This window comes from Prochlorococcus sp. MIT 1304 (genome assembly GCF_047305015.1).
Lineage (GTDB): Bacteria > Cyanobacteriota > Cyanobacteriia > PCC-6307 > Cyanobiaceae > Prochlorococcus_A > Prochlorococcus_A marinus_E.
The window spans coordinates 755,453-777,773 of sequence record NZ_CP138974.1; the positions used below are offsets into that span (position 1 = coordinate 755,453).

A 22,321-nucleotide genomic window follows, 5' to 3' on the forward strand; every position below is an offset into this window, starting at 1 on the left:
AGTTACTTACTATCCGATAATAGGATTAATCTGAGGCTGTTTAAACACACATTTACACTTAGTGTTTGAATTTCAAGTCTATTTCGGGTTGAATTAAATTGTTTTTTTATAGTAGTTATATAATTATTCGGTCCTGAAATTGAGATATAGACAAGTCCAACTGGTTTATTTTGACTGCCTCCGTTAGGACCAGCTATTCCACTAATTGATATTGCCCAATCTGCTCTTAATTTCTTTTTGACATTAATTGCCATAGCCTCACAAACTTCTTCAGAAACAGCTCCATATTTTGCAAGCTTTTCTTCAGAAATATCTAATAATAAATGTTTTAGCTCATTACTATAGGAAACAATACTACCTTGAAAAACTTGAGATGAGCCTGATATTGATGTTAGTGATGCAGATAACAGGCCTCCGGTACAGGATTCAGCAAAAACAATAGTTTGTTTCCTCTTGGTTAATTCTTTTATTAAAATACTTGGAAGAGTATCATTATCTTCTCCAAAAATAAATTTAGAAAACTCTTGTTTTAATTTTTCTTTTATTGGTTTAATAATATTCTTTGCTTCAACTTCATTCTTTGCTCTGGCTGTGATTCTGAGTTTAACTTCTCCTAAGTTGGCATATGGAGCAACTGTCGGGTTTTTAAGATTTAATAGATCGTTAATTTTTTCTGCAACACTAGATTCTCCAATACCTGCAAATTTAAGGGTATTTGAAAAAAAGGAATAAGTATCTGAAAATTTGGTTTGAATGAAATCATACGCCGTTTCTTCCCACATAGTTTTCATTTCACTAGGTACTCCAGGGAATGTAAGAATAGTAAATCCTTTTATTGGTTCCCATATCATTCCTGGGGCAGTGCCCCTAGGGTTATTAATTATTTGAGCATTTTTTGGGAAAAAACATTGTTTCCTTAAGCTAGAGGAATCTTCATGGAGCTTTGAGTTTGGCAATTTTTGTTTAATTTCGTCCCATAAGTGCGGTCTTTCAAAAAGAGTTACATTAAAAGATTTGGCTATTGCTTCAGTAGTTAAGTCATCTGGGGTGGGTCCTAAGCCACCAGTTGTAATTAGAAGATTACTTCTTTTCGATATTTCTTGAATTACTCTTACAATTCGATCACAATTATCACCTACAGTTGATTGCCTAAAGTGATTTAAGCCTAATTGAGATAACTGTTCAGAAATCCATTGAGCATTTGTATTTATGATATTTCCTAAGAGTAGCTCTGTTCCAATAGAAAGAATTTCAACTCCCTTGGAGTTAGGACTCATTTAATTGATGCTTCAAGTTTGCTTTCATAAAGAGGAAAACGATTACATAGGGTTAATACTCTTTCTTTACATTGACTTTCAATCAGTGAATCGTCTGGGTTAAGTAATCTATCAGCAATAATTTCACCAACTTCAGCAAAAGCATTCTCATTAAAGCCTCTAGTAGTTAAAGCAGCAGTTCCCAACCTTAGTCCGCTGGTTACAAAAGGTGATTCAGGGTCAAATGGAACGGTATTTTTATTTGCAGTGATATTAACTTCACTTACAAGCAAGTCAGCAATTTTACCAGTCATATTGATACTTCTTAAATCGAGTAAAACAATATGGTTATCAGTGCCGCCACTCACGATATCAATACCTCTATTTATTAGAGTTGAAGCTAGAACTTTTGCATTTTTAATTACTTGTTGGGAATAATTAACGAAATCTGGCTGTAAGGCTTCTCCAAATGCAACTGCTTTTGCGGCAATTATATGTTCGAGGGGACCACCCTGAGTTCCTGGGAAAACAGATTTATCAAATTTCTTTCCAAATTCTGCATCTTTACATAAGATAAGTCCACCTCTAGGCCCTCTTAATGTTTTATGAGTAGTTGTAGTTACTACATCACAATAAGGTATTGGATTTGGGTGAAGTTTACTTGCTACAAGACCGGCAATATGTGCAATATCAGCCATTAAGAAAGCACCAACTTCATCTGCAATATTTCTAAATGATTCAAAATCGATTGTTCTTGGATAAGCAGAATATCCGCATATGATCAATTTTGGTTTTGTTTCAAGTGCTATCTCTCTTATTTCATCAAAATTTAATTCACTAGTTTCTTTATTTACACCATAGTGAACTGCATTGAACCACTTACCACTCATATTTACTGGAGACCCATGAGTTAAGTGTCCACCATGAGATAAATCCATCCCCATGATTGTGTCGCCAGGTTTAAGTAGACTTAAGAAAACAGCAGCATTTGCCTGTGCTCCACTATGGGGTTGAACATTAGCCCAATTTGCATTAAACAATTTTTTCGCTCTCTGAATAGCTAATTCTTCGATCTGATCAACAAATTCACATCCCCCGTAGTATCTTTTTTGGGGTAATCCCTCGGCGTATTTATTTGTAAGGACAGAACCTTGAGCCTCCATAACGGCAATTGATGCGAAATTTTCGCTTGCGATTAACTCAAGATGAGTTTCCTGCCTATTTTTTTCAGATTTGATAAAATTTGATATTACTGGATCACTTTCTTTAAGATTTTGAAGGATATTCATTGAATTTGATAAGTAATATCCATAATATAGACGATATTTTTTAGAAAAATATAAAAAGAATATTTCAGATTTTTAAACGCGCCTGGAGAGATTCGAACTCCCGACACCCTGATCCGTAGTCAGGTGCTCTAATCCACTGAGCTACAGGCGCATAATTATGTAATATCTCTGTTTCAGGGTCTCTTAGTCAACTAGATTTCGGGTAAAATATCTATTATTAACAATCTTATTATTAATATGCCTATAAAGTGGTACGGAAATGGTGATTTAGAAGATCCTATCTATAAACATTTTTCTCGAATAGTAAATTTTGTTATTCACTGCATGATATTCACTGCGATTGTGAGTGGCACGTGGCTTTTAAAAGAGATTAAATATGAAATCGGCTATTTCAATAATTTTGCAATTGTCTGGTCAGTTCTTTTGGCCTCCCATTTACTTTTCGTAATTATAAAAAAACCTAAAGATACTTCAAAACAATCAACTTAAATCAATTTATATCTATGGACTCTCAGATACGTATAAGTGATCTGGAAAATGTTATTTCCGAAAAGGTTTTTATAAAAATAGAAAAGTGGAATTTGTATCTTGGAGACGCTGGCCTAGCTAGGCATCTTGCTATTGAATGTATAAGCAATAAAGATCAGGGCCCATCTGAGGCTGCAAAATTAAGTTTGAAAGCAATAAATGTAAAGGTAGGAGATGGTGTTAATAGTATTCCACTGATTAATTTAATTACTAACTCACAAATTCTTGAACTAGAGGAGATTTTGGAAAGTTTTTTTTAAAAACTAAACCTCTTTTTTTGAAACTTTAAATTTATTTACTTTCAAGCATTTTGTAAGTAAATAATAAATTACAAAAAAAGTTAGAGTTCCAAATATTAATAGTAAAAATTCCGCGAGATTTGAATTGAAGTTATTCGTAGTTTTCAGAATAGTAAAACAAAGTGTGCAGTCTATAAATGCTGCTAATGACATAAGGCTAATCTTCCTCAATAATTCCAAGTTAGTCAAAATGATATTTTCATTGCGCAGATTAAAAGAAAGAAAAATACAAACTATAAAGTTGACTATTACTGAAGATAAAATTATTCCTACAACTCCAAAATTATATGGAGAAAGATTTCCAAAATTATTAATTGGGGCACCAATTAAAAACCAATCAAAAAAAATATTTAATAATATCCCTGCTAATGATGACTTGAAAGGGAAGTTTGTTTTTTCTATTGAATAGTAAGTTCTTACTAATAAATCTCTATAAAGATAGAAGGGTATGCCAACTGCATAAGCAATTAATATATTCTTTACTTTTAAAGTTGCTGAATAATCAAAAGATCCTCTTTGAAACACTAATTGAACGATTTGATTATTGAATGTTATGAAAAATCCGGTTAAAAAAATAGCTGTCAAGAAACAGTACTCTATCCCAGATATCAATTGTTTTTGGAGACCTCTTTCGTCTTTTTCACTTCTCAATTTAGAAAATTTTGGAAGTAATGGCAGAATCAAGGAGTTAGATAATATACCTAAGGGGGCTTGTATGAGAAAGTTTCCGTAAGCTAGTCCAGATGCTGCGCCTTGAAAACTTGAAGCGAAAAACATATCGATAAAAACATTAATTTGACTTAGACCTGATGATATAGATGCTGGAATAATTAGTTTGAAAATCCTCCTCTCTTCATCATTAAATAAATTGAACTTTGACTCTAATCTCAAGAGACCAATTTTATTTATTTCCCAAATTTGAACAACAAACTGAATTAAAGTTCCTGTTAAAGTTGCAAATGCCAGTAATCCCTTGTAAGTAAATAAATTAGAAGATGTATTTTCTTGGTTGAAAATCCAACTTAATAAAATAAAAAAAATAATAGTTACGCTTGTTATCGCTGGACTTATACTTGATAAAAAGAATTTTCTTTGTGAATTTAAGGCGCCAAAGCTTAAACCTATGAAGCCGGATAGAGGGATGCAAGGTGTAAGTATTTTTAATTGGTAAGTGGCAATTGATTTAGCTTCGTAACTTAAATTTGGGGCCAATAAATCAATTAATAAACTTGAATTCGAGTAAATTAATACGGCTAAAATTAATAATAGTATTGAAAGTTTTATGCTTACTTGAGTTAAAACAATCCCTCCATTTTTTTTGTTAAGCGGAGTTAAAACTGCAACGACTGCGTTATGCAATGGACCATTAATACCACCAATAATTATTAGCAAAAAACCAGGAATTATATATGCATAATTGAACGCGTCGTATGTTATACCAACCCCAAAGGCAGCAGCTATAAATATTTGCCTTATACATCCAGCTAATTTACTTAGACTAGTACCAAACGAAATTGAAAAAACATTATTTTTTAAAAATGAATGCATTTGGATTCGTCTAAATTTTTCAATAAGTTTAAGTTTCAATTATATTTGATTTCTAACTAAAGACATATTTATGAATGATCGGATAATTGATTTTGATCCATTAATTGAAGGGGTTTTAATTAAGAGGTATAAAAGATATCTAGCAGATATTGCATTAGAGAGTGGAGAAGTCGTAACTGCTCATTGCGCTAACACTGGACCAATGAAGGGACTTTTGCGTGAGGGAGCAAAAGTACGAATAAGTGTTTCCACTTCTCCAAAAAGAAAATTACCTTTTACTTGGGAACAGATATGTGTTTTAGATGAAAAAAATGAGGAGGTTTGGGTAGGTATTAATACTCTATTTGCAAACAAGTTAATCAAAAAGGTTATTGAGAAAAATTTGCTTGACGAAATAATTGGAGAAATAGAGACAATTAAATCTGAAGTTCCTTATGGAAAAGATAAAAAAAGCAGAATTGACTTTTTCTTAACTCCAAAATCTTCAAATCCTGATAAACGTAACATTTACATAGAGGTTAAAAATACGACTTGGATTAGAGGAAATGTTGCTCTATTCCCTGATACAGTAACGAAAAGAGGCCAAAAACACCTTATAGAATTAAAGGAATTAATTCCTGAAAGTAAAAGTGTTTTAGTTCTTTGTATTACAAGAAAAGACGCTTGTTTTTTTGCCCCTGGAGATGAGGCAGATCCCTTATACGGCAATCTTTTTAGAGAATCTTTAAGTGCAGGAATGATAACGATTCCTTGTTCCTTTGAATTTCATAAAGATCACATATCATGGAGAGGAATTAAACCTTTGAAATAAATAAAAACTTGATATTTTGAAACTTCTAAAAATAAAATTTTTTAATTTAACATTTAATTTTTTAAGGTGCAACTATAAAATTGGTATCAACAACTACTAGACACTGATAAGTTTTTTGAATAAATTTAAATTTGAAAGGAAACAGTAAAACTGTTTTTTTGCAGATCTAATTTTTTTTTATGACCACTGCTTTGCAAACGCCTCAAAGGCGCTCTAGGTCCAAACTTCAAGATGCAAGTCTTGTAAATGGACCTATGCTCCTTTTGAGGAGTATTCGAGGATTTAGTTCAAACCGCTCTATGTTGTGGCTTGCAACTGTTCCCCTAGCTTTGTTTGGTTTAGGTATTTTTAATCTTTCAGCTCATGCAGCTGATTTACCTGAGTTGAATGCAGCTTTTCTTGCTAACAATTTATGGCTTTTGATCGCTACTATTCTAGTGATCTTTATGAACGCCGGTTTCGCTATGGTTGAGGCAGGTATGTGCCGTTCTAAGAACGCTGTTAACATCCTTGCTAAAAACCTCTTTGTATTTGCTCTAGCTGTAACTTCATATTGGTTTATCGGCTATTCATTAATGTACGGAGGAAGTGTTGCCGACGGTTGGCTTTATTTTGGCGGCTTATTTTTTGATCCAACAGTTACTGCAGATATGGTAACTGATGCTGGATTAGTCCCAACAGTTGATTTCTTGTTCCAGTCTGCGTTTGCAGGAACTGCGGCAACTATCGTTTCCGGTCTTGTTGCTGAAAGAGTTAAATTTGGAGAATTTGTTGTTTTTGCTGTTGTATTAACTGCATTTATATATCCAATTGCTGGAAGCTGGAAATGGAATGGTGGTTGGCTTGATTCTTTAGGTTTTGTTGATTTTGCTGGTTCTTCAATTGTTCACTCAGTTGGAGCATGGGCAGGTCTTGTAGGAGCTATGCTTCTTGGACCAAGAATTGGCAAATACTCTGATGGAAAACCACAGGCTATGCCAGGACACAATATGGCTATAGCTACTCTAGGTGCATTAGTCCTATGGATAGGTTGGTATGGGTTTAACCCCGGTTCTCAACTTGCAATGGATCAATGGGTTCCATATGTTGCTGTAACAACTACTTTAGCAGCAGCAGCTGGAGCTATTGGTGCAACTATTGTTTCAACATTAACTTCTGGTAAGCCTGATCTTACAATGATAATTAACGGAATCCTTGCTGGTTTGGTTAGTATCACTGCTGGTTGTGGTGATATGACTCTTGCTGGAGCCTGGTTCGCAGGACTGGTTGGCGGAATTATCGTTGTATTTTCTGTTGCAGCCCTTGATGCCGCTGAGATTGATGATCCTGTAGGCGCATTCTCTGTTCACGGAGTTTGTGGTGTATGGGGTACTGTAGTTATTGGTCTTTGGGGTACAGCTGTACAAGGCGATGGTGCAGGTATGGGATTGTTCAATGGTGGAGGTATTACGCTTCTTCTAGTTCAAGCTCTTGGTGCCGCAGCATATGCTATTTGGACACTAGTTACTTGCTGGATTGCCTGGTCTGTAATTGGAGGATTATTCGGCGGAATCCGAGTATCTGAAGAGGAAGAGACTCAAGGCTTAGATATAGGAGAGCACGGAATGGAAGCATATCCAGACTTTGCATCTGCTAAATAATCTAACTGAAAATTGATTTTAGAAACCTGACTTATGTCAGGTTTCTTTTTTTTTACGAAAAATTATTTAAAACGTTGTAATATAAAAAGATGGATACTCAAGCTTTTAGAAGATCCCTTCATCATTCTGATAGATACAATAGAAGGGGTTTCGATTCTCCAACAAAAAGAGCTCAAGCGTTAGAAGAAGCTTACCAAAGTGATTTGATAAGTTCTATTAGGGATAATGGTTTTACTTATACTAAAGGCAGACTAAATATTAAGTTGGCGCAAGCCTTCGGTTTCTGCTGGGGAGTTGAAAGAGCTGTTGCAATGGCTTATGAAACAAGAAGACATTATCCAAATGAGAATATTTGGATAACTAACGAAATAATTCATAATCCCTCAGTAAATGATCATTTAAGAAAGATGAATGTAAAATTCATTTCAGCTAAAAATGGAATTAAAGATTTTTCTTTAGTTTCTAATGGGGATGTTGTTATACTGCCTGCTTTCGGAGCTACTGTTCAAGAAATGAAACTCTTGCATGAGAAAGGTTGTCATATAATTGATACAACTTGTCCCTGGGTTTCTAAGGTTTGGCATACAGTTGAAAAACATAAAAAACATGTTTTCACATCTATTATCCATGGAAAGTTCAAGCACGAAGAGACTCTTGCTACAAGTTCATTTGCTGGTAAATATTTAGTTGTACTTGATCTAGAAGAAGCAAACTACGTATCTGAATATATTCTGGGGAGAGGTAATAGAAATGAGTTTATGAATAAATTTGCTAAAGCTTGTTCTAATGGATTTGATCCTGATAAAGATTTAGAAAGAGTGGGTGTTGCAAATCAGACAACTATGCTTAAGAGCGAGACTGAGGAAATTGGAAAGGTTTTTGAAAGGACGATGTTAAAAAAATTTGGACCAGAAAACTTAAATAGTCACTTTTTAGCTTTTAATACTATTTGTGATGCAACTGAAGAAAGACAAGATGCAATGTTCTCTTTGGTTGATGAAGATCTTGATATTTTAGTAGTTATTGGAGGTTTCAATTCTTCCAATACTACTCACTTACAAGAAATAGCAATTACAAAAAATATTTCTTCTTTTCACATTGACACGCCTGAGAGGATATCAGTTAAGGAAAACTCAATATTTCATAAACCATTGGGATCGGAATTGGAACTTAAAAATAATTTTCTGCCTAGTGGAAAAATTAATGTTGGAATAACCTCAGGAGCATCCACTCCTGATAAGGTAGTTGCAGATGTTATTGAAAAGTTAATTGATATTGCTTCCTGAATTTGTTGTTCATTTATAAATTTGCTTAGTTTTTTTAATTTATTGGTCAGATTATTCCAAAAGATCTACTTTATTAACTACAATAATGAAAAATAAATGAAGTATGGAAGACAAAGCACAAACAAATCAGGTTCAAACAGCAAGTATGAATAGAACTAAAGCGCCCCAAAAAGTTGAAGTTGTAGTTGCTAATTCATCTTCAGGTTCAGAAGTAAATATCCTCGGAGAATTATCGATTTTTGTTTTAAGGATAGGTTTTTGTGCTTTGATGATTCATCATGGCCTAGAAAAACTTCAGGATCCGCAGGGTTTTGCTGAGTTTGTAGTTGGAAAGTACTTCCCATTTTTGCCAGGTGATCCTGTTATTTGGACATTTGGAGCAGCAATTACTCAATTAGTATGTCCATTAGGATTGGCTTTAGGGATTTTTGCGAGGCTTTCTTCTCTAGGTTTATTCTCTACCATGGCATTTGCTGTTTATTTTCATCTCCTTGATACTGGACTAGAAGGTTTTCCTTTGGCCGTCGTTGAAGGTCATAATTATGCTTTCGAATTATCTTTTATATATGGGGCTATTTCTCTCTACTTTCTATGTGCAGGCCCAGGCCGGTTATCTTTATTCAGAAAAACTAATAAGATTACATATTATCCAAAATCCACATGATTTAATGTAAAAAATGCCTTTTTTGGGTAAATATCATTGATATTCCTTTCAAATTACACATATCAATACTTTCTTGGTCTCTTAGACTTCCTCCAGGTTGAATAATAGCTTTTATTCCATATTCGTGTGCTAGTTCTACAGTATCTGCAAATGGGAAAAACCCATCGCTAGCCAAGACAGCATCAGAACATAAACTTCCAGCTGCTTTTAATGCAATTTTTGCTGCTCCAACTCTATTCATTTGTCCAGCTCCAATACCAATAGTTTTTTGGTCTTTTGCAATAACAATGGCATTAGATTTCACGTGTTTACAAATTTTCCATGCAAAATTTAGATCTAAGTTAGCTTGATTATTCGCATTTTTATTAGTTACTGAAATCCAATCCTCAGTTTTTTCTTGACTATCGTCAGTATCTTGAACTAGTAATCCTCCCATTATTGATTTAGTAGAATTTTGATTCTTTTTTGGAAGTTGATCTTTTGAAAACTTTAAAATTCTTAAATTCTTTTTAACTTTTAAAATTTCTAAGGCTTCTTCATCAAAAGATGGAGCGACGACACACTCTAAGAAAATATCTTTGAGGTGAACAGCGGTGTCACTATCAACATTTGAATTAAAAGCAACTATTCCTCCGAATGCACTAACAGAGTCACATTCCAAGGCATTCAAAAATGCTTTAGAAGCTGAATTACTTATAGAGGCACCACAAGGATTATTGTGTTTTAAAATAACGGAGGCAAACATGTCCGTTTTAAGTTCATCTTTTTCTGTGTAGCCAAATTCTAAAACTGTTGAAAGTGCCGACTCTAGATCCAATAGATTGTTATAACTTAAGTCTTTACCTTGTAATTGTTCTGCTGAGTTCCATCCAATGTTACTTAAACCGTACCAAAAAGCTTTTTGATGTGGATTCTCCCCATATCTCAAGGTTTTGATTAGTGGATAAGATTCAATATATTTGGAAGATTGTAAATCTCTTTCTTTTCTTATCCAATTAGATATTGCAGTGTCATAGTCTGCTGTATGTTGAAAAGCTTCAAGGGCTAATTTTGCTTTATATGCGTCTTTCAATTCACCTTTTTTACTTTCTTCAAGAAAATTTTGATACTGACTAGGATCTACTAAAACAGAAACATCTTTATGATTTTTAGCTGCAGAACGAATCATAGATGGCCCTCCGATATCGATATTTTCAATAGCATCTTCCCATTGTGCTCCTTGATCTACGGTTTTTTTAAAAGGATATAAATTGACAACTACTAAGTCAATTAACTCAAGGTTGTTAGTTTCTACATCTTTTTTGTGTTCCTCATCAGTTCTTTTAGCTAATATTCCCCCGTGTATTTTTGGATGTAAAGTTTTAACTCTTCCTCCAAGAATTTCTGGAGAATTTGTAAAATCAGCAACTTTAATAACTGGAATCTTAGCATCTATAAGATGTTTGGCAGTTCCTCCACTTGATAGAATTTTATAATTAAATTGCTCTATCAATTCCTTGCAAAATGGGATTATATTTTTTTTATCAGAGACACTTACTAAAGCTAATGGAGACATTATGGGAAAGTTTACTTACTTAAGAATATAAACATGAAATATGCTATCAATCATGAATTTGTCTCGATTAGCTCTCAAACTGCAACTCATAGAATTATTTTGATGCATGGTTGGGGAGCTGATTCAGATGACCTTTTAACATTTGGAAAGGAGATGACTGAAAAAATAAATCTTGATTTTGAGGTAATTTCTTTGAGGGCTCCTGGATTACACCCAAGCGGTCAGGGAAGACAGTGGTATGGATTATACCCACATGATTGGAATGGAGCTGAGGTTGAAGTAAATAAACTTTTAGTTACATTAAAAAAATTTGATACTGATCAGATTCCACTAACAAAAACAATTTTGTTGGGGTTCTCTCAGGGGGCGGCAATGGCAATTGATGCGGGATTTCAGTTAGATTTTGGATTAATTGTTGCTTGTAGTGGTTATCCTCACCCCAACTGGACCCTAGGAGAAAAATTCTCGCCATTGATTATTAGTCATGGTTTATTTGATGACGTTGTGCCTATAGATGCTTCTAGGAATATTTATGAACAGGTAAAATGTAAGTCTTCTAAATTTTGTGAATTAATAGAATTCGATGGATTTCATCAAATTGATTCAAATTTAATTAATTTTATTAGTTCAAATATAAGTAATATTTTTTAAACAAAAGCATATTCATATTCTTCAATCTCTTCCCAATCATCTGCAGTAAGTTCTAGACCCTCAAATATTTTTTCTTCACCAATTCCTTCAACTACAACTTTTAGTGATGGAAATAGAAAATGATTTTCTTCAGCATATTGAGCACTAAATAAACCTTTTTCACCCCAAAAAAACCTATCGGTGGTATGTTCATTTCTTCTGACATTAAAAACCGAAGGCGCAGATAGACCATTTTCAGCAATGAACCTTCTTGCTGCTGTAACTGGTTTATGTTTGCCAGTTTCGATATGATAAATAGGTACATGTGCCATTACTCTTTGGCCGGCCAATCTTCTTCTGCTGATTCTTTTTCTTTTTTTTGACATTGATTGGTACTCCTGAAATTATTAATGAGATTAGTCTTATTTATTTTTACTAATCTTATATATGTGATTTTAAATTCACTTCAAATTACATAGAGGACCCATCAACCCCTGATGTAGCTTAAAATATGATTAAATATTCATATTTAAGGCTGGCTAAAGTCAGACCTCTTTATATATCTTAATACTTTTTTCATATTTTACAAGCCCTTTTTCAAGTTTTTTTTAAAAAAATTTCTCAAAATTTCATTAATTATGAATCTTTCAAAAAAATTTGAAGAACTAATTTTAAAACAGTTAGAGAGTTTTGGTTGCTCGATGGGAGTGACTAATTTAGTTATGTATCTTGCTTCAGCTAAGCAAGGAACTAAAGCATCTTTTGAAATGATTGGTCAATGGCCTCAAATTGATAGGCTTCTTACATCAATAGAAGATGATCCTTCACTAAAAGTTTCATCGCCTAATAGAAGATGGTACCCGCTTCAAGAAAACGATATTCTACTTGGTGTCCTTAGAGTAGAAACTGATTTGAAAGGGGAGAATTGGCCAGTATCTCTTGATTCTAGATTAAAAGCGCTTTCAATATCTTTAGCTAAATGCGTCTCTATCGAATTAGAACGTCAAAACAAAAATGAAGAAATTAATTATTTAAAAAATCAGGTCAACACCATAATCCATCAATTAAGGAATCCATTGGCTGCAATTAGGACATATGCAAAATTACTAATAAAAAGACTTGGTTCAGATGATGACTCTATTGAAATAGTCGAACGCTTGATAATAGAACAAAAACAAATTAATCAATATATGGATTCTTTTGCGCAATTAAATTCACCTGTTAAACTTCCTCTAGAAATTGGAGAGGAAAGATTATTATTACCACCAAATTTAGATAATAAAAAGGTAATAACAGTTAAAAGTTTATTGAGTCCAATATTAAAAAGGGGTAAAGCTAATGCGGACTTAGAGAATAGAGTTTGGACTGAACCTACTCTTTGGCCAGATTGGACCATAACTCCTTTAAAGGCAAAATATGCTGTAATTGCGGAAATTGTGGCCAATTTGTTAGAAAATGCGTTTAGATATGCCCAAAAAGATGCTGAAATTGGACTCAAAATCACGAGTAATGGACTTTGTATATTTGATGATGGTAAAAAAATAACCAAAAATGAAAACGAGAAAATTTTTGAAAAAGGTTTTAGAGGATCTGCCGCTAAGAAGAAAGGTGGCACTGGTGTGGGACTTTTTTTGGCTAGGAAATTAGCAAAACAAATTGGAGGAAAATTGAGATTGCTGGAAAAAAACTCGGTTGATGTTACTGAAGAATTAAAAAATCTCAAGAAGAAAAATATTTTCTATTTAGAACTTCCTATAAAAGAATTGAATGCATAAACAAAATTGCAGTTTCAACTAGTACAACACTTGCACCGCAGGCATCTCCATTGAAGCCTCCAATTTTATTACCCAGTATATTTGGGATAGAATAGCTTAGAAAAATACCAACCAAAATAAGAATGAAAAATTTAATTAATAGTGCTTGGGATGTAATTGAAACTAATTGGTATGAAATGAAAATTAAAAGAAAAATAATTGAGATCAAAGATTCTTTTTTAAATCCATTCCAAAACTTTTTGTGACTTATAGATTTTTTCTTATAACTCATATATTTAAACTTTTCTATAAAAAATAAATTTGAAAATCTTCCCCAAAATAAGCATATAGGTAAAACAAAAATTATTTGTGTTTGAATTTTCAGAATGCAAGCAATTTGAATTAAAGTTATGAAAACTAAAGCTTGAACGCCAAAGGAGCCAACTTTACTATCTTTCATGGCTTTTAAACGTTTCTTTTTGCCCGCAAAAATACCATCGAAAGTATCCATTAAACCATCGAGGTGAAGACCGCCAGTAATTAAATATCCTGAAGCTAAACAAATTAATACAGAGCCATAAATTGACCAAGAGTTTGTTTTAAAGAAAACAAAAATATAACTCTGTATTGTTCCAATAAAAAATCCTAAAGGCGGCGCAAATTGTGCAATATTTTTAAATTCGGGATTAATTAAAGGTATCTTTGGAAATGTCGTGTAGAAAATCCAAGATCCTGCAAAATTTTTTATTAAATATTTTTTGATGAGTTAAAAGTAGATTCAATTTTAAATAATAAGGTAGATTAATGAAAAAGGATCAAAAAATTTTATAAATTATTGTGTTTGAATTTGAAATTACATCGGATTGCATTAATACAGGGGCAAGAACTGGTATATTTCATACACCAAATGGTAAGGTAAATACCCCAAAATTTATGCCTGTGGGTACTTTGGCAACGGTTAAAGGAATTTCATCTAAGCAGTTAATCTCTACAGGATCAGAAATGATTCTCTCAAATACCTTTCATCTTCATTTACAACCTGGAGAAAAATTAGTTAAGGCATCTGGTGGAATACATAAGTTCATGAATTGGCCTAAACCTATTCTTACTGATTCAGGCGGATATCAAGTTTTTAGTTTGGCCAAATTAAATAATATTTCTGATGAAGGAGTTGAATTTAAAAATCCAAGAGATGGAAGTCACGTATTTTTATCACCTGAAAAAGTAATAAAGATTCAAATGGATCTTGGATCGGATGTCGCAATGGCTTTTGATCATTGTCCTCCGCATACAGCTAACGAAAATGATATTGAGGACTCTTTAGAAAGAACTCATTCATGGTTGCAAAAATGTGTTGAGACTCATCAGAAATCCAATCAAGCATTATTCGGTATAGTTCAAGGTGGAAAGTATCCGAGATTGAGAGAATATAGCGCAAAATATACAAGTTCTTTTGATCTACCAGGAATAGCAGTGGGAGGTGTAAGTGTTGGTGAGGCAGTCGAAGAAATACATAGTGTAATTAATTACGTCCCGAAATTCTTACCAATAAATAAACCAAGATATTTAATGGGAATAGGCTCTTTAAAAGAAATTTCTTTAGCTGTTGCTAATGGATTCGATATATTTGACTGTGTTTTGCCAACAAGACTAGGAAGACATGGGACTGCATTTTTTAATGATGAAAGATTGAATTTGCGAAATGCTCGATTTAAAAATGACTTTTCTCCGATTGACAAAACTTGTAAATGCGAAACCTGTAAATCCTATTCTCGAGCATATTTGCATCATCTAATTAGAAATGACGAAATATTAGGTCTTAGTCTCATAAGTTTGCATAATATTGCTCACTTAATAAGATTTACCAATGCAATTTCTACTGCAATTAGAGATAATTGTTTTACAAATGATTTCGCTCCTTGGAAAACATCCTCTATTGCTCACCATACGTGGTAACGTCTTATCATAATTAATTAAATTATCAAAAAGGTGCTCATTCTATTTAATACATTCGCTGAATTGCCCGAGGCTTATAAGGCCTTTGCTCCAACTGTTGATGTTCTTCCACTGATTCCTTTATTTTTCTTTTTATTAGTGTTTGTTTGGCAAGCTGCAGTTGGATTTAAATAAAATTCTTAAAGTTTAGATTGTTACTATTAGACGGGATTTTCAAGTAAAATCGCATCTCCAGAATTTTCTACAGCACTCTCTATAAAGTCAGCAATTTTTAGTGCTCTTGAGGCTTGTTCACCATCTACCTCAGGTATTTCCTTGCCCTGAACGCACTTAAGAAAATGTTCCAGTTCTGCATAAAGAGGTTCAATGGAGGTTGTACTAACTTCTTCGACATATCCATCATTTCTATAAACTAATTCTCCATGCTCTGCTGTGTATGATTCATGAGACTTTCGATGGATTTGTAAAGAGTGATTTAAGAAATCAGTTTCTACTAGGCCATTTTGGCAGTGAGCACTTAAACTTCTAATTTTTTTGTGACTCATTTTGCTTGCAGTTAGGCTTGCAATAACATTATTTTTAAAAACTAAAGTAGCATTGACATAATCTATTAATCCTTGGCTATTTCTTCCTCCAACTGCTGCTAATTTTTGTATTTTTGAGTTTACAAGCTCCAAAATAAGATCAATGTCATGAATCATTAAATCCATTACTACAGATACATCATTTGCTCTGTCTGCATGAGGACTATGCCTCCTTGCTTCTAAAACAACAATTTCTTCATTGTTTACTATTTTATTTAATTCTCTAAAAGCAGGATTAAATCTTTCAATATGCCCAACTTGTAATAGACAGTTATTTGCATTAGCAGCCTGTATTAAAGATTTTGCTTCCAACTCGTTAGCTGCAATTGGTTTTTCAATGAGAACATTAGCACCTCCCTTGAGACAATCTAGTCCTACTTTTTGATGAAGTAGTGTAGGGACAGCGATACAGATAGCATCAACTTTTGGAATTAGGTCCTTATAATCCTTGAACCATTCACATTGAAATTGCTCAATAGCTAATTTTCCTCTCTCTTCATTTGGATCTGCGACTCCAATGAGATTGGCATCTTTGAGTAAACTTAGTACTCGAGCATGATGCCAGCCCATATTTCCTATACCTATGACTCCAACCTTTACGGGTGATGAGGTTGGTTGCATAATTTCAAATCCATATATTAATTATCATTATCCTCTATGGGGAGTCATATTTAGCTTTTGGGAAGAATTATTTTAACACGATCAATTTTTGGACCTGACATAGAAATAACTTCGAATTTAATGTTATTAAAATCTAAAACGTCGCCAATTTTTGGAACCATTTGAAATTTTTCTAACATAAATCCAGCAAGAGTATGATAATCAGTACCTTCTGGAATTGAACATCCTATCTTTTTATTGATTTCAACAATTTCTGATTTTCCAGCTATTGACCATTTTTTAGAGAAATTATCTAACATTCTCATATCTGAATAAATTCTATTATTGAGCATTTCCTCTCCAACTATTTCGCCATTTAGATCAGCTGCAGTTATAAGTCCTTCTGTTCCACCATGTTCATCAACTACTAGTAAGAACGGATTGTAGTCTCTAACTATTGGAAATATTTCTGCTAGTGAACATGTTTCTATTATTTTTGTTACTGGTAAAAGGAATGGCTCTAATAATGTATCTGCTTCCATTTCACCTTTTGAAATTGGCTTAGCTAGATAACGTAAATCTAATACACCTAATACATCATCTAAAGACTCACCAATGACAAAGAAGCGAGCATGTCGAGTTTTATCTACTTGTTTCATTAGTTCTGAAAAGGTTATATTTTTTGGCAAAGTTACCATTTCAGATCTTGGAATCATAACTTCTTTAACCTGTGTATCTTTTAAAGCAAAGACTCCCTCAAGAATATTCTTCTCATCTGGTTTTAAACCTGTTACGTTATCTGTTTCTATAAGAGTTTCTAATTCTCCAGCAGATAAACCAGAGTTTAAAGAATCCCATTTGTTATTTAAATTGAACAAGCCTAAACAGGCGCTAGCAAAGAATTCTATTATTTTCACTATAGGATTCATAGCTTTTCTCACGGCATCGAATATTGTAGTTAACCTTAATGCAGCAGATTCTGGATTGTTAATTACTAAAGCTTTTGGAATGAGTCCAGAAACAAGAGTAACAACTAAAACAACAAATAAAAATAATAGAAGATCATAAAATCTATTTGATAAAATATTACTTTTCCAATAATCATTAGCCAGGTTATTGCTGAGCCATCCAATTGCAATTAATGAAATTGTTACTCCAAATTGAGAAGCAATTAGTGAAGATCTAAAACGTTTTTGAATTTTTAAAATTGAAAATGCCCCTTTCTTTTTTTCTTCTATTAACCTTAAAACTTTACTTGGCCTTATTAATAAAAAAGAGAGTTCACTCGCTGCGAAAAAAGCTGGTAGAAATAAAAGAAATAAAAGTAGAGTTATTTTCATTCAATGACAAATGAAGAATGGGGGTGGCGAGGATCGAACTCGCCTTAGCCAAATTATGAGTTTGGTGCATTCACCAGATTGCTACACCCCCAAAGAAATTTATGTAATTTTAATTACATTGAATTTCAATATACAATATAAAAATAATATTTCAAAAAACACCTCATTTGGAATTTTTTGTGAGATTTCTTTTTTTTCTTCTAATCTTTAAATATAAATTTAACTTTTACTAATGGGAAAATTTTCGGATAAGTATTATTTAAATAAAGCAAAATTGTTAAAACAGTTAATTGAAAAATCTTACAAGAAAGGAAACTTCACTTTATCTTCAGGGAAAAAAAGCAGTCATTACTTGAACTGTAAACCAGTGTCATTAAATGGCGAAGGCTTAAACTTAATAAGTGATTTATTTTTAGAGTTAAAGGACTCAAGGTCAAAAGCCGTAGCAGGATTGACATTAGGTGCAGACCCTATAGTAAGTGGATTAATCGTCAAAGCAGCTTCGCAAGGATTAGGACTTAATGGCTTAATAATTCGGAAAGAAATAAAACAATACGGAACTAAAGCTGGAATAGAGGGCCCTAATTTAGAAGAAGGAACTTTGGTAACTGTTTTAGAGGATGTCGTAACAACTGCTGGTTCAGTGATAAAAGCAATAAAAAAGTTACGCGAAAATAATTATGTTGTTGAGGAAGTTTTGTCTATAGTTGATAGGCAAGAAGGCGGATTAGAAGCCCTTGAAGATGAAAATGTTAAATTAAAGAGTCTTTTTACAATAAAAGACTTTTTATAAATATTTCAAAATGCAAGATATAAAAAAAAAGTTTTGGCTTGAAACATTTGATTGTTTTTCTATTACTGGAAAAGATGCCAGAAAATTTTTGAATGGATTAACAACAAGTAATATTATTGATTCAGAAAATAAAGTTATCAAAACTTGTTGGTTAACTCCAAATGGAGTTCTAAGGGCATTAATTGAAATTATTTTTTTAGAAAGAAACTTTGAAATTATTATTTTGGCAGGTAACACTAATGAAATAATTAATTACTTTAATCAAATAATTTTTCCAGTGGATAATGTATTTCTAAGTGAACCTTTCTTAATAAATAGAATTCAGGAAATTGATGAATCTTGTTCATGGAGAACTTACCAGCCTATTTTCTTTAAAACAGATGATAAAGAATTTGAAATATATAAAAATAAACTAAATTTACTAAATCCCAATGATTTAAAACTTTTGAAGATTAATCAGGCAATACCGTCATTAGGAATGGAAATAAACGGAAAAAATAATCCTCTTGAGCTTGGATTAAAAGATCTTATAGATTTTAATAAAGGTTGTTATTTAGGGCAAGAAACAATGTCAAAAATAAAAAATGTTTCTTCTTTAAAACAGGAAATAAGAACTTGGAAATCATTAGAATCTAATTTGAATTTAGACGTTGAAGATAAAAATTTATATATAAATTCTGCCAAGGATATTTCTGTAGGCAAAATCACTAGTTTTTTTAAATCAGATTCTCAAATAAAAGGTTTGGCAATGATAAAAAGAAAATATTTAGAGGAAAGAAATTATTTTTTTTCGGAAATTTTTGGAAAAATTATTATCAATAAATCTGTAGGATCAATTTTTCTTTAATTGATCTTTGATTAAATATTCTACAATTTTTAGAGTAGCCAAACAATCATCTTTGTTATATTGGATAATTTTTTTTAAAAATATTTCGTTTTCTGTAATTTGATATTGAATCCACCAATATAGTGCTTTCGAGCCACTTACATTTTTCTGCACCCATTCGAATCCAAGCCAATTAGAAACAGTTTTTAAGCCATAGTTTTTTATTGGTAATATCCAAGACTTTCTTATTAAGGTATGTAAGTCAATAAATCTTGAGGCAAGTGAATCAATTTCTTCAAAACTAAAATTTAGGTTTTTAGCAATATTAATTATTGCTATTTTTTCAGTTTCTCCGTAATGCAAGACTGGCCATTCCTTGTGTGAAAAAAGTATTGCAATAATTTGCCTGTAAAATTCTTCTTTCTTGTTTTTAAGATTTAAGATTGGTTCATAAATAAGATCTTCTTTTTTTATAGATAAATTATTTACTTTTAAAAATCCATATAAAAAATCATGCTTTTCATCTGGATTGGACTCAATATCAAATATATAAAATCCCGAACATATTTTTTCTAATAGATCTTCCGTATTATTTTTATTAGAAATGAAATATGTTTCTCCTGAGATATATGCTTGTGCTTGCTTTACAAATATGCACGCTTTTTCATACTTTTGATCGTTGAATTTAGATAATTTCTCTCCAAGTTGTTTTTCATTATACGAAGCTAATGCTTGGGTATTAATTATTCCTTTTGATTTGAGTAATGAGGCCGTTTTGGACCCTATCCCATCTATATCTGTTAGATATCCATTTTCTTTCGCTTCTTTGTCACAAAATTTTTGCCAGGAACAAATAGTACATTTTTTTCTATCTTCAGTTATTTCTGGTATAGATCCCTCCAAGCATTCATTCAAATTTAATAAAACATTTAAAACTTTTTTTATTAATTTTTTATTTAAATAAATTTCTTCAACTTTAATTTTTTTATCAAAAGTTGAAATTACTAATCCTTTTTCAATTTTAGATTCTTGAAAAGATTCCAAAAGAATAGAACAAAAAGCTAAGTCGAATAAATGTTCTTTTGTTGTTTTGTGCCCTAACTTATAAACAGCAGGTAAATATTTATATTGTCCCCATTTACTTTTACCTTTAGTCTTTACAAGTAATTGTGGAAGTATCTCTGCGTTTATATTTTGGAAAAGATTCCCTTTGATTTTTAATCCAATTACTCCTTGATAACCATTTTCACAGGCTTTTAATCCTGTATATATTTCACCATTACAAAATTCAGAGAAAATTTTAAACTGATTAATTTTATCTATAGCTTTATGGGGAGACCAAACTTCATGAGATTTTTTACCCTTAAAATCGAGCCATGCTTTTCTTTTGCATCTTGTATAACTTTTTAAATGAAGAGAATTCAAATTATTTCTTTAGGGCGGTTTTAAAATTTACTCATATAAATTAGTATAGATAATTAAAAGAAATCAAGGAAATTTCAAATTTGACAGCTGATAAATTAGACAAGATAAAATTTGGAACTGATGGTTGGAGAGGAATTATTGGTTTTGACTTTAACCTATCCAATCTTTCAAGAGTTGTTGTCGCTGCATGTCAGGAGTTGCATTATCAATATTATAAAGAAGTTAATTCAAAGAAAATTATTATTGGATATGATCGCAGATTTATGGCTTTTGAATTCGCCAAGCAAATAGTGCCTTTTATTAGAGGATGTGGTTTCGAACCGATCTTATCTGATAGCTTTGTTACAACACCCTCTTGCAGTTTCTATGCCAAAGAAGTCGGGTGTCTAGGAGCGTTAGTAATTACAGCAAGTCATAATCCATATAATTGGCTAGGTCTGAAAATAAAGAGTTTTAATGGATGTTCTGTTGACGAATTTTTTACAAGTGAAGTTGAAAAAAGATTAATGCTTGGAAATTCGATTGAAACAATAGATGGTGTTAATCAATTAGTAGATATTAAGAAATTCCATTTAGATAGAATTAAATCCCTTTTTGATATTGACTATATTTCCAAGAGATTAAAAAAAATGAAATTGAGAATTTTTGTAGATGCTATGCATGGTTCAGCTGCAAATTGTATGGCTGAGATTTTTGCTTCAAATGATTTAGAAGTTATTTCAGAAATCAGGAAAGATGCTGATCCTTTTTTTGGAGGAAAACCTCCTGAACCTCTTTTGAATTATGCAGATGATCTAAAACAAATATTAATGAAAAATTCAACAAATGCAGTGAAAACTTTAGGAATTATATTTGATGGTGATGGTGATAGAATTGCGGCAATTGATGAAAAAGGAAGATACTCTAGTACTCAAGATTTACTCCCATACTTTATTAGTTATTTGGGCGAAATTAAAAATAATTCTTATCCAGTATTAAAGACTGTTAGTGGTTCAGATATTATTAAAAATATATCAGAGAGTCAAAATAGAGATGTTATTGAACTTCCAGTTGGCTTTAAATATATTGCTGAAAAAATGATTAAAGAAAAAATATTTATTGGTGGAGAGGAATCTGGGGGAGTTGGTTTTGGTGAATTTATGCCTGAAAGAGATGCTCTATATGCAGCGATGGTTTTATTAAATGGAATTGCTGAAAAATCTCAATATTTATATGAAACCTTAGATGAAATTCAAGAAGATTTTGGTCCAAGTTTTTATAAAAGAATTGATATTAAATTTCCAAATCAGTCAGATAAAAATAACGTAAAAGAATTTATCATAGATAATATTCCTGAGAATATTAATAATCACAAGTTAAAAAGTATCTCAAAAATCGATGGAATAAAGTTGAGAATTGATAAAAATTTTTGGCTTCTTTTTAGGTTTTCAGGAACGGAACCTCTTTTAAGGTTATATTGTGAAGCACCAAAAGAATCTTATCTAATTGAGGTATTAGAGTGGGGTCAAGAATTTATAAATATGGCAATAAAATAAGG

22 protein-coding genes and 2 tRNA genes are annotated in these 22,321 nt (G+C 32.1%); 13 read left to right on the top strand and 11 right to left on the bottom strand.

Features of this window, described 5'->3' with window-relative positions; translation table 11 throughout:
- Positions 1 to 2: 2 nt before the first annotated feature.
- The 3 genes from SIB45_RS04135 to SIB45_RS04145 form a co-directional block, all read right to left on the bottom strand.
- Positions 3 to 1,277 carry a competence/damage-inducible protein A gene (locus tag SIB45_RS04135; protein WP_011862298.1) on the bottom strand — a complete coding sequence of 425 codons (1,275 nt, stop codon included), beginning with the start codon at positions 1,275 to 1,277 and terminating at the stop codon, positions 3 to 5.
- Positions 1,274 to 2,545, bottom strand: coding sequence for a serine hydroxymethyltransferase (gene glyA, locus SIB45_RS04140; RefSeq protein ID WP_011862299.1), 1,272 nt, complete (start codon positions 2,543 to 2,545; stop codon positions 1,274 to 1,276). The genes SIB45_RS04135 and glyA overlap by 4 nt, the downstream gene beginning before the upstream one ends.
- Before the next feature lie 77 nt (positions 2,546 to 2,622).
- Positions 2,623 to 2,696, bottom strand: a tRNA-Arg gene (locus tag SIB45_RS04145).
- An 86-nt stretch (positions 2,697 to 2,782) separates the two neighbouring features.
- Here SIB45_RS04145 and SIB45_RS04150 point away from each other — a divergent pair.
- Positions 2,783 to 3,034, top strand: coding sequence for a hypothetical protein (locus SIB45_RS04150; protein ID WP_011862300.1), 252 nt, complete (start codon positions 2,783 to 2,785; stop codon positions 3,032 to 3,034).
- A 14-nt stretch (positions 3,035 to 3,048) separates the two neighbouring features.
- Positions 3,049 to 3,333, top strand: a complete 285-nt coding sequence (locus SIB45_RS04155) for a DUF3181 family protein (protein ID WP_011862301.1) — start codon at positions 3,049 to 3,051, stop codon at positions 3,331 to 3,333.
- A gap of 3 nt (positions 3,334 to 3,336) precedes the next feature.
- On the opposite strand, the gene murJ is transcribed toward SIB45_RS04155, so the two are convergent.
- Positions 3,337 to 4,920 (bottom strand): murein biosynthesis integral membrane protein MurJ, encoded by a 1,584-nt coding sequence (murJ, locus tag SIB45_RS04160; protein WP_011862302.1) that lies wholly within the window; start codon positions 4,918 to 4,920, stop codon positions 3,337 to 3,339.
- Between the two features lie 70 nt (positions 4,921 to 4,990).
- Here murJ and sfsA point away from each other — a divergent pair, with 70 nt between their 5' ends.
- From sfsA to SIB45_RS04180, 4 genes are all read left to right on the top strand, one after another.
- Positions 4,991 to 5,731 (top strand): DNA/RNA nuclease SfsA, encoded by a 741-nt coding sequence (gene sfsA / locus SIB45_RS04165; RefSeq protein WP_011862303.1) that lies wholly within the window; start codon positions 4,991 to 4,993, stop codon positions 5,729 to 5,731.
- A gap of 179 nt (positions 5,732 to 5,910) precedes the next feature.
- Positions 5,911 to 7,371: an ammonium transporter gene (locus SIB45_RS04170; RefSeq protein ID WP_011862304.1), complete on the top strand. Its 1,461-nt coding sequence runs from the start codon at positions 5,911 to 5,913 to the stop codon at positions 7,369 to 7,371.
- 89 nt (positions 7,372 to 7,460) lie between these two features.
- Positions 7,461 to 8,657 carry a 4-hydroxy-3-methylbut-2-enyl diphosphate reductase gene (locus tag SIB45_RS04175; protein WP_011862305.1) on the top strand — a complete coding sequence of 399 codons (1,197 nt, stop codon included), beginning with the start codon at positions 7,461 to 7,463 and terminating at the stop codon, positions 8,655 to 8,657.
- A gap of 103 nt (positions 8,658 to 8,760) precedes the next feature.
- On the top strand, positions 8,761 to 9,321 hold the full coding sequence (locus tag SIB45_RS04180; RefSeq protein WP_011862306.1) for a DoxX family protein: 561 nt from the start codon (positions 8,761 to 8,763) through the stop codon (positions 9,319 to 9,321).
- A 1-nt stretch (position 9,322) separates the two neighbouring features.
- Here the strand turns inward: SIB45_RS04180 and purH are convergent, their stop codons facing one another.
- Positions 9,323 to 10,876, bottom strand: coding sequence for a bifunctional phosphoribosylaminoimidazolecarboxamide formyltransferase/IMP cyclohydrolase (gene purH, locus SIB45_RS04185; protein WP_011862307.1), 1,554 nt, complete (start codon positions 10,874 to 10,876; stop codon positions 9,323 to 9,325).
- 33 nt (positions 10,877 to 10,909) lie between these two features.
- On the opposite strand from purH, the gene SIB45_RS04190 reads away from it, so the two are divergent.
- Positions 10,910 to 11,527 (top strand): alpha/beta hydrolase, encoded by a 618-nt coding sequence (locus SIB45_RS04190; protein WP_011862308.1) that lies wholly within the window; start codon positions 10,910 to 10,912, stop codon positions 11,525 to 11,527.
- On the opposite strand, the gene SIB45_RS04195 is transcribed toward SIB45_RS04190, so the two are convergent.
- Positions 11,524 to 11,892 carry a DUF3155 domain-containing protein gene (locus SIB45_RS04195; protein ID WP_011817760.1) on the bottom strand — a complete coding sequence of 123 codons (369 nt, stop codon included), beginning with the start codon at positions 11,890 to 11,892 and terminating at the stop codon, positions 11,524 to 11,526. The two genes, SIB45_RS04190 and SIB45_RS04195, sit on opposite strands and share 4 nt — an antisense overlap.
- 252 nt (positions 11,893 to 12,144) lie before the next feature.
- Here SIB45_RS04195 and SIB45_RS04200 point away from each other — a divergent pair, with 252 nt between their 5' ends.
- Complete coding sequence (locus SIB45_RS04200; RefSeq protein ID WP_011862309.1) at positions 12,145 to 13,281, top strand: sensor histidine kinase; 1,137 nt, start codon at positions 12,145 to 12,147, stop codon at positions 13,279 to 13,281.
- Here the strand turns inward: SIB45_RS04200 and SIB45_RS04205 are convergent.
- Positions 13,259 to 14,023 (bottom strand): adenosylcobinamide-GDP ribazoletransferase, encoded by a 765-nt coding sequence (locus SIB45_RS04205; RefSeq protein WP_343287545.1) that lies wholly within the window; start codon positions 14,021 to 14,023, stop codon positions 13,259 to 13,261. The two genes, SIB45_RS04200 and SIB45_RS04205, sit on opposite strands and share 23 nt — an antisense overlap.
- Before the next feature lie 74 nt (positions 14,024 to 14,097).
- Here SIB45_RS04205 and tgt point away from each other — a divergent pair, with 74 nt between their 5' ends.
- Positions 14,098 to 15,216 carry a tRNA guanosine(34) transglycosylase Tgt gene (tgt, locus tag SIB45_RS04210; RefSeq protein ID WP_011862311.1) on the top strand — a complete coding sequence of 373 codons (1,119 nt, stop codon included), beginning with the start codon at positions 14,098 to 14,100 and terminating at the stop codon, positions 15,214 to 15,216.
- 33 nt (positions 15,217 to 15,249) lie between these two features.
- The gene (locus tag SIB45_RS04215) at positions 15,250 to 15,390 is read left to right on the top strand and encodes a photosystem II reaction center protein K (RefSeq protein ID WP_011375837.1); all 141 of its coding nucleotides are present in this window, start codon (positions 15,250 to 15,252) and stop codon (positions 15,388 to 15,390) included.
- A 26-nt stretch (positions 15,391 to 15,416) separates the two neighbouring features.
- On the opposite strand, the gene SIB45_RS04220 is transcribed toward SIB45_RS04215, so the two are convergent.
- The 3 genes from SIB45_RS04220 to SIB45_RS04230 form a co-directional block, all read right to left on the bottom strand.
- Positions 15,417 to 16,421: a Gfo/Idh/MocA family protein gene (locus SIB45_RS04220; RefSeq protein WP_011862312.1), complete on the bottom strand. Its 1,005-nt coding sequence runs from the start codon at positions 16,419 to 16,421 to the stop codon at positions 15,417 to 15,419.
- A 50-nt stretch (positions 16,422 to 16,471) separates the two neighbouring features.
- Positions 16,472 to 17,740, bottom strand: a complete 1,269-nt coding sequence (locus tag SIB45_RS04225) for a hemolysin family protein (protein ID WP_011862314.1) — start codon at positions 17,738 to 17,740, stop codon at positions 16,472 to 16,474.
- An 18-nt stretch (positions 17,741 to 17,758) separates the two neighbouring features.
- Positions 17,759 to 17,831, bottom strand: a tRNA-Ile gene (locus tag SIB45_RS04230).
- A 141-nt stretch (positions 17,832 to 17,972) separates the two neighbouring features.
- Between SIB45_RS04230 and pyrE the strand changes: the two genes are divergently transcribed.
- Both pyrE and SIB45_RS04240 read left to right on the top strand, forming a co-directional pair.
- A complete protein-coding gene (gene pyrE / locus SIB45_RS04235) occupies positions 17,973 to 18,533 on the top strand; it encodes an orotate phosphoribosyltransferase (protein WP_011862315.1) in 561 nt (186 codons plus the stop codon).
- A gap of 10 nt (positions 18,534 to 18,543) precedes the next feature.
- Positions 18,544 to 19,380, top strand: a complete 837-nt coding sequence (locus SIB45_RS04240) for a folate-binding protein YgfZ (RefSeq protein ID WP_011862316.1) — start codon at positions 18,544 to 18,546, stop codon at positions 19,378 to 19,380.
- Here SIB45_RS04240 and SIB45_RS04245 read toward each other — a convergent pair.
- Positions 19,366 to 20,784, bottom strand: a complete 1,419-nt coding sequence (locus tag SIB45_RS04245) for a TM0106 family RecB-like putative nuclease (protein WP_011862317.1) — start codon at positions 20,782 to 20,784, stop codon at positions 19,366 to 19,368. The genes SIB45_RS04240 and SIB45_RS04245 overlap by 15 nt on opposite strands.
- An 80-nt stretch (positions 20,785 to 20,864) precedes the next feature.
- Here SIB45_RS04245 and SIB45_RS04250 point away from each other — a divergent pair, with 80 nt between their 5' ends.
- Positions 20,865 to 22,319, top strand: a complete 1,455-nt coding sequence (locus SIB45_RS04250; RefSeq protein WP_011862318.1) for a phosphotransferase — start codon at positions 20,865 to 20,867, stop codon at positions 22,317 to 22,319.
- Positions 22,320 to 22,321: the final 2 nt, after the last annotated feature.

Bases quoted from the DNA above. Each gene is read 5' to 3' on its own strand.
- SIB45_RS04135 (WP_011862298.1), bottom strand. From the start codon at position 1,277: ATGAGTCCTAACTCCAAGGGAGTTGAAATTCTTTCTATTGGAACAGAG.
- glyA (WP_011862299.1), bottom strand. From the start codon at position 2,545: ATGAATATCCTTCAAAATCTTAAAGAAAGTGATCCAGTAATATCAAAT.
- SIB45_RS04150 (WP_011862300.1), top strand. From the start codon at position 2,783: ATGCCTATAAAGTGGTACGGAAATGGTGATTTAGAAGATCCTATCTAT.
- SIB45_RS04155 (WP_011862301.1), top strand. From the start codon at position 3,049: ATGGACTCTCAGATACGTATAAGTGATCTGGAAAATGTTATTTCCGAA.
- murJ (WP_011862302.1), bottom strand. From the start codon at position 4,920: ATGCATTCATTTTTAAAAAATAATGTTTTTTCAATTTCGTTTGGTACT.
- sfsA (WP_011862303.1), top strand. From the start codon at position 4,991: ATGAATGATCGGATAATTGATTTTGATCCATTAATTGAAGGGGTTTTA.
- SIB45_RS04170 (WP_011862304.1), top strand. From the start codon at position 5,911: ATGACCACTGCTTTGCAAACGCCTCAAAGGCGCTCTAGGTCCAAACTT.
- SIB45_RS04175 (WP_011862305.1), top strand. From the start codon at position 7,461: ATGGATACTCAAGCTTTTAGAAGATCCCTTCATCATTCTGATAGATAC.
- SIB45_RS04180 (WP_011862306.1), top strand. From the start codon at position 8,761: ATGGAAGACAAAGCACAAACAAATCAGGTTCAAACAGCAAGTATGAAT.
- purH (WP_011862307.1), bottom strand. From the start codon at position 10,876: ATGTCTCCATTAGCTTTAGTAAGTGTCTCTGATAAAAAAAATATAATC.
- SIB45_RS04190 (WP_011862308.1), top strand. From the start codon at position 10,910: ATGAAATATGCTATCAATCATGAATTTGTCTCGATTAGCTCTCAAACT.
- SIB45_RS04195 (WP_011817760.1), bottom strand. From the start codon at position 11,892: ATGTCAAAAAAAAGAAAAAGAATCAGCAGAAGAAGATTGGCCGGCCAA.
- SIB45_RS04200 (WP_011862309.1), top strand. From the start codon at position 12,145: ATGAATCTTTCAAAAAAATTTGAAGAACTAATTTTAAAACAGTTAGAG.
- SIB45_RS04220 (WP_011862312.1), bottom strand. From the start codon at position 16,421: ATGCAACCAACCTCATCACCCGTAAAGGTTGGAGTCATAGGTATAGGA.
- SIB45_RS04225 (WP_011862314.1), bottom strand. From the start codon at position 17,740: ATGAAAATAACTCTACTTTTATTTCTTTTATTTCTACCAGCTTTTTTC.
- pyrE (WP_011862315.1), top strand. From the start codon at position 17,973: ATGGGAAAATTTTCGGATAAGTATTATTTAAATAAAGCAAAATTGTTA.
- SIB45_RS04240 (WP_011862316.1), top strand. From the start codon at position 18,544: ATGCAAGATATAAAAAAAAAGTTTTGGCTTGAAACATTTGATTGTTTT.